The 8,511-nt window shown below is 68.5% G+C and carries 10 protein-coding genes; 4 read left to right on the plus strand and 6 right to left on the minus strand.

Annotation, left to right across the window (positions count from 1 at the left end; translation table 11 throughout):
• The first annotated feature begins 165 nt into the window (after positions 1 to 165).
• The 3 genes from AB0L65_RS56230 (at position 166) to AB0L65_RS56240 (ending at position 2,131) form a co-directional block, all read left to right on the plus strand.
• The gene (locus AB0L65_RS56230; RefSeq protein WP_364264778.1) at positions 166 to 1,473 is read left to right on the plus strand and encodes an aspartyl protease family protein; all 1,308 of its coding nucleotides are present in this window, start codon (positions 166 to 168) and stop codon (positions 1,471 to 1,473) included.
• Positions 1,474 to 1,516: 43 nt separating this feature from the next.
• Positions 1,517 to 1,744: a hypothetical protein gene (locus tag AB0L65_RS56235; protein ID WP_364264780.1), complete on the plus strand. Its 228-nt coding sequence runs from the start codon at positions 1,517 to 1,519 to the stop codon at positions 1,742 to 1,744.
• Positions 1,745 to 2,002: 258 nt separating this feature from the next.
• Positions 2,003 to 2,131 (plus strand): hypothetical protein, encoded by a 129-nt coding sequence (locus AB0L65_RS56240; RefSeq protein WP_364264782.1) that lies wholly within the window; start codon positions 2,003 to 2,005, stop codon positions 2,129 to 2,131.
• On the opposite strand, the gene AB0L65_RS56245 is transcribed toward AB0L65_RS56240, so the two are convergent.
• Positions 2,125 to 2,397: a tyrosine-type recombinase/integrase gene (locus AB0L65_RS56245; RefSeq protein ID WP_364264784.1), complete on the minus strand. Its 273-nt coding sequence runs from the start codon at positions 2,395 to 2,397 to the stop codon at positions 2,125 to 2,127. The genes AB0L65_RS56240 and AB0L65_RS56245 overlap by 7 nt on opposite strands.
• 68 nt (positions 2,398 to 2,465) lie before the next feature.
• Here AB0L65_RS56245 and AB0L65_RS56250 point away from each other — a divergent pair, with 68 nt between their 5' ends.
• Positions 2,466 to 2,978: an NUDIX domain-containing protein gene (locus AB0L65_RS56250; RefSeq protein WP_364264786.1), complete on the plus strand. Its 513-nt coding sequence runs from the start codon at positions 2,466 to 2,468 to the stop codon at positions 2,976 to 2,978.
• Positions 2,979 to 3,005: 27 nt separating this feature from the next.
• Here the strand turns inward: AB0L65_RS56250 and AB0L65_RS56255 are convergent, their stop codons facing one another.
• The 5 genes from AB0L65_RS56255 to AB0L65_RS56275 all read right to left on the minus strand — a co-directional run.
• On the minus strand, positions 3,006 to 3,245 hold the full coding sequence (locus AB0L65_RS56255) for a hypothetical protein (RefSeq protein ID WP_364264788.1): 240 nt from the start codon (positions 3,243 to 3,245) through the stop codon (positions 3,006 to 3,008).
• Between the two features lie 165 nt (positions 3,246 to 3,410).
• Positions 3,411 to 4,793 carry an FAD-dependent oxidoreductase gene (locus AB0L65_RS56260; protein ID WP_364264790.1) on the minus strand — a complete coding sequence of 461 codons (1,383 nt, stop codon included), beginning with the start codon at positions 4,791 to 4,793 and terminating at the stop codon, positions 3,411 to 3,413.
• 96 nt (positions 4,794 to 4,889) lie between these two features.
• The gene (locus tag AB0L65_RS56265) at positions 4,890 to 6,881 is read right to left on the minus strand and encodes an FHA domain-containing protein (RefSeq protein WP_364264792.1); all 1,992 of its coding nucleotides are present in this window, start codon (positions 6,879 to 6,881) and stop codon (positions 4,890 to 4,892) included.
• 343 nt (positions 6,882 to 7,224) lie between these two features.
• Positions 7,225 to 7,716 carry a hypothetical protein gene (locus AB0L65_RS56270; protein ID WP_364264794.1) on the minus strand — a complete coding sequence of 164 codons (492 nt, stop codon included), beginning with the start codon at positions 7,714 to 7,716 and terminating at the stop codon, positions 7,225 to 7,227.
• 66 nt (positions 7,717 to 7,782) lie between these two features.
• On the minus strand, positions 7,783 to 8,511 hold a 729-nt coding region (locus AB0L65_RS56275; protein WP_364264796.1), incomplete at its 5' end, for an NADP-dependent oxidoreductase.

An 8,511-nucleotide genomic window follows, 5' to 3' on the forward strand; every position in this document is an offset into this window, starting at 1 on the left:
CGGGCGAGTTGCCGAGCGTGCTGCGAAGCGATCCGGTCGCCCGCATCGGGACGACGCTGTACGGCCCCGTCTCATCCGGCAGGGGGAGACGAACCGGCCGGAGGTGTTGTGACCGTCCGCTGGGACGGAAAGTCACAGCGAAGGTGATCACGAAAAGGAGCAGACATGGCTGATGACGGAGGATGGGACCGGCGTTCGGTGCTGCGGGGCGCCGCCGTGCTGGCCGGTGCCGCCGCGGTCGCACCGCTGCTGGGGAAGGCCGCCACGGCGTTAGCCGACGCCAGTGACGCGGACGCGCTGTTCAAGGCCGGCAAGTTCGAGCAGGCGGGCCGCGCGTACGAGGAGATCCTGAAGACAGACCCCACGAACCTGCGGGCCGCCCGCCAGCGCGGCTATGTGGGGCTGCTGTCCAACCGGTTCCCCGAGGCTGAGAAGTACCTCAAGATGGCCCTCGCGCTGGCGCCCGGCGACAAGGACACCAACTACTTCCTGGCCGACTGCTACATGCGGCAGGACAAATTCGCCCTGTCCGCACCATGCTGGCAGGCGGCCGGCGGCGCCAGCTACGCCAAGTGGTTCGCGGCGATCAGCGGCGAGGCGTATCAGATCCACGGCGACACCGCGCGGGTGGAGTTCACGCAGATGGACCCGTTTCCACTGGTGGAAGCCTCGCTCAACGGCGGACCGGCGAGGCGCTTCCTGCCCTACACCGGCGCCCCGAGTCTGAACCTGCGCGGGTCGGTGGCCAAGGAGGCCGGGCTGAGCCCCGTCTTCAGCGAGGAGACCGATTTCGGGCAGGGCACCGTATGGGCGCACTACGGGATACTGGACTCCTTCAAGCTGGGCGACATCGAACTGCGCAACATCCCTGTCGGCTGGTCGGAGACGGAGTCGGGCGAAGACGTCGACACTGACAGCGATGGCCTGATCGGCACGTGGGTGTTCTACCACCTGCTGACCACCTTCGACTACGCGGGCAGGTCGCTGATCCTGCGCCGCCCGACCCCCGAGGCGGCCGGCAAGGCACGCGCCGCCGCCCAACGGGCGGGCGCCGAGCCTCTGCCGCTGTGGCTGGCCCGTGAGCACCAGTTGCACAGCCTGGGCAGCATCGCCGGGATCGCCAACTCCGGCCCACGGGTGGTGGGCGTGAACTTCGGCGGAGTCGGCGAGACCGTCGCGGGTATGCACGGGGACACGGCCAAACTGTTGCAGATCCGCACCGACTACGACCGCCCGGTTGAGACCGCCGCCCACAATCACCCAGTCGTCGTCTACCCCTGTTACCCGAAGGAGATCCGCCTCGGCGACGCCGTCGCCAAGGACGTCTACTGCTTCACGAACCCACAGGCCGCGCTCGCCCCCTTCGGGTTCGACCTGCTGGCCCACTTCGCCCACTGCTTCTGGAAGCCCTACAACATCACCCTCGACTTCACCGACATGAACCTCTACATCGCCCGCGGCAAGGCCGCCTGATCACCACGACCGCACGCTGTTCCTGGGTTCCCCGACCCCGAACGTGCACGTGCTGACCAGCCCGCACCGCTCCCCGGCAGCTACCGGCCCCCCCGGCGATGAGGGCCTGGCCGCCCTGACCCTCCTGGCGGACCTGCGTGACTGGCCGGCCGATGTCGAGCCCGACCTGATCGCCGCCGCCCGCGATGGCCGCGTCACCTGGGAGGGGCCCTGGCGCCCGTGCTGCGGGTCGGTGACCGCCGCGCCGCCCAGCGCCGCCACGCCCGCCTGACCTTGGTCCGCGACCGCCAGGACGCCGACCACGCCGACCACGCCGGCCAAGACGTCCCCAGGACGTCCAGGACGTCCCAGCGCAGTCGTCCCCGAGCCCGTGGAGCGAGACTGAAACGACTCCGACCTGTGCCTGTGGCGCGAGGACGGGGAGTGGATCCTGCAGGGCCCGGACGGCGTGATCGACGTGAAGGGGCTGTAAGACGTCCTCGCCGATCCCAAGTCGTCCGGCCTGCTCACCCCGGTCGCCCGGCGCGGATTGACCCCGCTGTTCCGGCTGCACGTCCGCCCCTACGGCGAGGTACGCCTCGACCTGAACGCCCGGCTGAGCATCGGCGACCTCGGCTCGCCGGGAGCCGCACGTGACCTTGCCGCTCCGGTCTACTGATCGGCGGGGAGCTTGGCGACCGCGGCCTCCAGATCGCCATGGGTGGGCAGGGTGTACCGGCGGGTGGTGTCCAGACGGGCATGCCCCAACAGCTCGGCGACCACCACGATGTTGATGCCCTGGCGCAGCAGGTTGGTGGCGAAGGTGTGTCTTCTGCCCGCACTCGCTGTGTGCGGTTGTGTTCGTGTGGCGATCGAGCAGGTGGCTTTCCATCGGGGTGTTCGCGCTGGGGGTCGTCGCTTGTGTTGCCTTTCCAAGCAGGTCATGTGATGCAGATCACTGGCTTGGGTGCTCGTAGAGCAGATTGTCGGTGGTGCCTGCGATCATGTCCTGCGTGGGTGAGCTGGTCGAGCGGGTGGATGAACGGGACCGCGCGCTGGGGGTCGTAGACCGGGCAGAGGCGGAGCGTCGGCGATGGATGCATCGGATCGCGACGACGATCTGTCGCGATCCGATGCGGCGGATCCTCGTGCTGCGCCGAGCTGAACAGCTCACTCGCTTTCCCGGCCACTATGACGTGATGGTCGGCGGTGCCGTGGACGTGGGCGAGTCGTATGAGGACGCGGCGGCCCGCGAGCTGTCCGAGGAGCTGGGCGCCGACCTCCCGGTGCGTTTCATGTTCAAGTTCCTGTGCCGGGATGGGGTCAGCCCTGTCTGGTTCGGGGTGCATGAGGCAGTGATCACCGAGCCATTGGTTCCGGATCCGTCCGAGATCGCTTGGCATGCCTGGCTCACAGAGCTCGAACTGCGGGAGGCCGTTGATCGATGGCCTTTCGTTCCCGGTGGGCGAGAGGCGTTGCGCCGATATTTGATAACCGGGAACGAGGGCCGGCTGTCGGCTGGCTGATCGGCGGCATCATGTCGAGTGGGTGGCTCAGCTGCATGGCCCGATGCCCGTAGTCCGGGCTGGCAGCCGACGTACTCCGGCGTCGCGGGGGTCGGGGGTGTCTCCGGCTTCGCGAATGACGGCGAGCCGTGTTTCGAATTCTTCGCGCAGGTGGGTGTAGGGGCGGGTGCCGTAGAAGGCGGTGCGGTCAACGCCGGATTCACGGGCGAGGGTCTTGATGTCGCATCGTCCGCCGGGTGGCAGGCCGCCGAGGAGGAGCCGGTCCATGGCGGCCCGGATTCGGGTTTCGTTGTGGTGGCGTCGCTGGGGAGTAGGCCTCACGGGTGTGCTCCGGCAGCGGTGTCGATCGCGGCGACAACGCGTCTCGCGCGGTCGTGTTCGGCTTTCAGGCGGGTGCGTTCGGTTCGGCGGGTCGGGCCGCACCCCAGTGGCTTACAGCTGATCGGCCAGCCGCCGGGCCGCGACCTGTACGATGTCCCACGCGGTGGCGAACGGCGGCGCGTAGGACAAGTCAGACCAGGCCAAGTCATCAACGGTCGCGCCGTGCCACAACGCGGTGGCAACGGTGTCGATACGTTTGCCCGCGCCACGCCCGCCAACGATCTGCGCGCCCATCAGCCGATGATCCGACGGCGCTGCCAGCAACTTCACCGCGACCGGGTCGGCCTCGCTCATGTAGCCGCTGGCCGTGCTGCCTTCGGTGACCAGGGACGTCACCTCGATGCCGGCGGCGGCTGCCTCACGCTCATTCAGACCGGTGCGGGCGATCTCCAAGTAGGTCGTGCCCTCGGCGAATCGGGTGATCGCAGTGCCCAGCACGCCGCCGAACCGCAGCGCGCCTGGTGTGACGAGGTTGGTGCCGACGATCCGGCCCTGTTTGTTGGCATGGGTGCCGAGCGGCATGTAGGTCCACGTGCCGGTGAGCCGATGCCGGGTCTCGCAGCAATCACCGGCGGCCCAGATCCCGTCGGCCAGGCTCCCGTCCGGCTCGGGTCGCAAACCGCCATTCGGGCCGCTCGGCAACTTGTCGAGGTCAAGGTAACCGGTGTTCGGCGTGATCCCCAGCGCCAGCACGACCAGGTCCGCCGGATAGCGCTCGCCTTCTGCGGTGTACACGCCACGCACTCGTCCGTCCGCCACGTCCAGCCGCACGACGGGTGAGCCGACCACGACCCGGACTCCCGCCTCGTGCATCCCCTTCTCGATGCGAGCGGACAGGTCCGGGTCCAAGGAACTCATCACCCGAGTCCGGGTGATCACGGTGACCTCGTAGCCACGCCTCCTGGCGGCCTCGGCCATCTCGACGCCGATGTAGCCGCCGCCGGCGACAACCACCCGGCCACTGCCCTTGGGCGGTCTCACGAGCAGGTCCAACCAGACAGCGCCGTCGGTGAGCGTTTTGACCGGCGCGACGCCGGCATACCGTTGCCCTGTGCTGGGGTGGACGGCCCAGTCCGGCACCACGGCCGACGCACCGGTCGCGATCACCAGCTCGTCGTAGCCCAACACCTGCTCACCGTCGGCATCCTGGTAGGTGACGGTGCGGGCCTGCCGGTCGATGCCGGTCGCGGTGGCGCCGAGCCGCAGGTCGATCCCGGCTGCCCGGTGCTCCTCGGCGGTGCGGGCCACCAGGGCGTCGCCACTGGACACGTCTCCGGCGACCCAGTAGGGGATGCCACAGGCGGAGTACGACGTATCGCCGGTCGCCTCCAGCGCGGTCACGGCCAGCTTGGTCCCGGCCGCCCGGATCGCCTGGTGCGCCGCACTCATCCCTGCCGCATCGGCTCCAATGACCAGCAGACGGGTGGCGCTCACCGGGTCACGTCAATCGAGGCCATGGCTTGGAGCCTATCCAGCTCCGGACAGAGGCGGAGCCCTAGAGAGAAGCAGTGAGCTGACCTGCGGCGATGTCTACCGGGGGGCCTGTGCCGTTGGCCGTGGCGATCGGATTGCCGACCTGGAGATCAGCCTGGTGTGCTGTTCGCGCTCGCTGGCGAGTCGTGGAGCCCACACAGGTTCTCCACCCGAAGCGGACGCGGGCTCCTCGCGGTAGAAGATGTCGATGTCGACCTCTTCGCCGCCCATGACCACTGTGTCCCACGCGTCGCTGATGACCAGGATGCGCAGAGTCTCAGCCGACAGCCGGCCGAGGTGGGCACGCAGGGCGGCGTCGTCGGGCAGGCCGGAGACGCGCTGAGACAGACGGCCCCGGACGATACCGAGCCGGTTCATCAGCGTGTCGATGTCCGCCGCGACCTGCGCGTCCGAACTCGGAGCGGCCTGCGCGTCGGCGCAGCCTTTGGCGATGTTGTCCTTGATGGCACGGGTGACGCCATCCTCGTCGGTAGTGACCATCGCCTGCCAGGCACGGCTCTTGTGCCGGTACTGGAGCATCGCCATGGCTGCCTCGTGGCGGATGAAGTCCGCGTCGCGGAAGGCCCGCCCGCGCCAGGCCTGGCTGAGCGACCGGGCCAGAGAGATGGCCGAGGCCAGCCCGCTGTTGAGCCCGCGCCCCGGCCAGAAGTGGATGGCATTGGCGGCGTCGCCGAGCAGGAAGCCGTAGGTGCCCGGAGTGGCGGACGTAGGGGCGTGCAGGCGCGCGGTGAAGCGCGGCCGCTGCACCATGTCGAGCCGGAAGGCGGTGACGGCGCTGAGGTTGTACTCGGCCACGCCGAACATCGCCAGCCCTTCCTGCACCCGCCGCCACAGGGCGGACCCTTTGATCAGGGCGGGCAGGAACAAGGTGCCGTGCGTGGAGCAGTGGAAGTCGCCGTCGTCGGTGCGGCCCATCATGCACGGGTTGGCGGCGACACACTCCTCGAACACGCGACGGACGGGATCGATGCCGATGACCTCCTCGGCCTCCTCGTCGGTGAGTCGCATGTTGAGGAAACCCTCGCCGCCCAGGGCGTTGAGCAGGTAGCGGTTCTGGGCCACGGTCAGCAGGACCGACATGGCGTCAGGCAGGTCGGACTTGACGCGTAAGCCCAGCACGACATCCTGCAGGTGCTTGCCGTTCAGGGAGTAGATCGAGCTGTCGGCGGTGCCGAACTTGCCGGTGAAATGCTCCCGCGTGCGCGAACGGCCACCCTCGCAGATGGCGAGCACATGATCCTGCTTCGCGCTGTCGCCATGCTCGTCGGGATCGAAGCGGGTGGGGACGAGCCGGATGCGGTCGGACTTCTCGCCGGCCATCTCCAGGAGCGTGTCCTCGATGTAGGCGATGCGGAGGTTGCGCGGGGCTTGTCCTCGGATGGAGTCGGGGCCGGGCGGCCACATCTCGGAGTACGCCCCGGGCTTGAACAGCCGAGCCTGCACCGGGTCGGGGAGGTTCAGGTACTGGCGGCTCTGAACCGTGACGACCTGCTGGCGCCGTACATTTCCCTGATCTTGCCCCTTCCATGCGACCTGAGCACCGTCCTGGGTCCAGCGGCCGTCGTAAACAGTGACGACGACCCGTGATCCCATGAGGTGCTCCAGGAGGAGCGCGAAGGTCAGCCCGACGGGCCCACCGCCGGAGACGGTCACCCGGAGTACCGGCCCCGGATCGACCGATGGGGCGGGCCCGCTCGCCCGCGGCAGCGGGGATGCGCCGAAGACCGTCGCGACGTCGTCGGAGGACAGGAAGCGGAACTGCTCGTCGCCGATCGTGATCAGGTCGCCCGGTTGGAGCACCTGGGAGGTGACGCGCCTGCCGTTGACCAGCGTCCCGTTTCGGCTTCCCAGGTCGTGCAGGATGTAACGCCCTGCCTCGTGGCGTATCTCGGCGTGGCGGCGCGAAGCTCGTTCGCTGGAGAGCACCACGCTGCAGTCTTGCCTGCGGCCGAAGGTGGTCGGCGTGTCACCGAGCGGGAAGTGGCGGTCGGTGAGGGGGCCGTCGTGTCCGACGATGGAAGGGGGCATGATGCCTTCCTTATCGTGACAGGAGATCTGGTCATCGATGAATCCAAGTCCATCATGTGCGACCAGACGCAGCCGCGTAAGTGGGAAGTACGCACATCGGCAGCTGGGACTTCTCTGTTCCGCGCCACTCAACTTGAGGATGAGGCTTGGGTTGATGGTCAGCGGGCGTGAGGACAGGATCCCTGCGCGGGCATAACTGGGTGTCCGTTTCGGGTGCGACGCCATGGTGAGGATGAGCGCCTGGCTTGCGGGGATTCGATCGCCTTCTCGATGACGGTTGGAGATCGATCGTTCCGTCTTGGTTGAGCGTGTGCCGCAGCGAGGTTGCGGGCCTGCTGCACCGTCATGCTCCAGTCGGGTGCGGGGTCACTCCGGCCAGGTGCAGGCGTCGGGTGCCGTGCTCGATGAAGATCAGCACATACAGCCGTCTGAGCAGTATGGTCTCGACCACCAGGAAGTCGCACGCGATGATCGCGTGGGCTTGAGCGGCCAGGAACTGCCGCCAGGTCGGCCCGGCCCGGCGGGGTGCGGGATCAATATCGGCGGCGTGCGGGATCTCCCACACCGTGGAGGCAGCGAGCGGGTGACCCAGGCGGGCCGACTCGCATTGGATTCTCCGGTGCCCCCAGGTCGGGTTCTCCCGCGCCATCCGAACGATCAGCGCCTTGACCGACTGGCAGGTGCAGGGTCGTCCCGGGCGCCGCCTGTCGGTGAAGGTCCATTTACGCGCCACGAGGCCCTGTCGATACGTAACGGGACCGTTTCGAACGGCCGCGTTACGTACCGCGCTGACTCGACCAGCCGGCTGCATCTTCTCGACGAGCTTGATCTTCACGAGCCGCCCGCGGAATGCCGGCCTGGTTGCGCCGACCTGCCGCCCGATGATCGTGTCCTGGAGTCCTCACGGGCGAACGCGGATGACCGTCTTCCCCGTGCGTCGCTCGGTCGGGTTGAGGGCGGCGACGGCATCGTCGAGGGTCGCGACGTTGCCGATGTTCGTCCGCAGTCGTCCGTCCCGCACCCGCTGGACGATCTCACTCAGTTGGGCGCGATCGGACTCGACGACGAAGTCGATCGCCAGGCCGTCGGCAGGCCGCGCCTCGGGCGGCCCGACGACGGACACCAGCGTTCCTCCGGCTCGGATCAGGCCTGCGGACCGCCTGCCGATGTCGCCGCCGATGACATCGAAAACCAGGTCGACTTCGCCGACGTCTTCCAGCGTGTCGTTCTCAAGGTCGACGAACTCCTGCGCGCCGAAGTCGAGCGCCTTCTGACGGTCGGCGGCGCGTCCGGTGCCGATGACGTAGGCGCCGGCCTCTCGTGCGAGTTGCGTCACCATCGACCCGACTGCGCCGGCCGCGCCGTGCACGAGGACGCTCTGCCCTGCCTGGAGGCGGCCGTGCTCGAACAGTCCCTGCCACGCGGTCAGTCCCGAGATCGGCAGGCTCGCGCCCACCGTGAAGTCGACGTCGCCGGGCAGCGGTGCGAGGTTGCGTGCCTCGACGGCCACGTACTCCGCCAGGGTGCCGTCGCGAGTCCAGTCCGTGAGGCCGAACACCCGCTGTCCCACCGACCTGCCCCTGGTGCCGTAGCCGAGAGCGGTGACCACTCCGGCCAGCTCGTGCCCGGG

It is taken from the genome of Nonomuraea sp. NPDC052116, assembly GCF_040680035.1.
GTDB classification, from domain to species: Bacteria; Actinomycetota; Actinomycetes; order Streptosporangiales; family Streptosporangiaceae; genus Nonomuraea; species Nonomuraea angiospora_A.

Bases quoted from the DNA above. Each gene is read 5' to 3' on its own strand.
- AB0L65_RS56230 (WP_364264778.1), top strand. From the start codon at position 166: ATGGCTGATGACGGAGGATGGGACCGGCGTTCGGTGCTGCGGGGCGCC.
- AB0L65_RS56245 (WP_364264784.1), bottom strand. From the start codon at position 2,397: ATGACCTGCTTGGAAAGGCAACACAAGCGACGACCCCCAGCGCGAACA.
- AB0L65_RS56255 (WP_364264788.1), bottom strand. From the start codon at position 3,245: ATGGACCGGCTCCTCCTCGGCGGCCTGCCACCCGGCGGACGATGCGAC.
- AB0L65_RS56265 (WP_364264792.1), bottom strand. From the start codon at position 6,881: ATGCCCCCTTCCATCGTCGGACACGACGGCCCCCTCACCGACCGCCAC.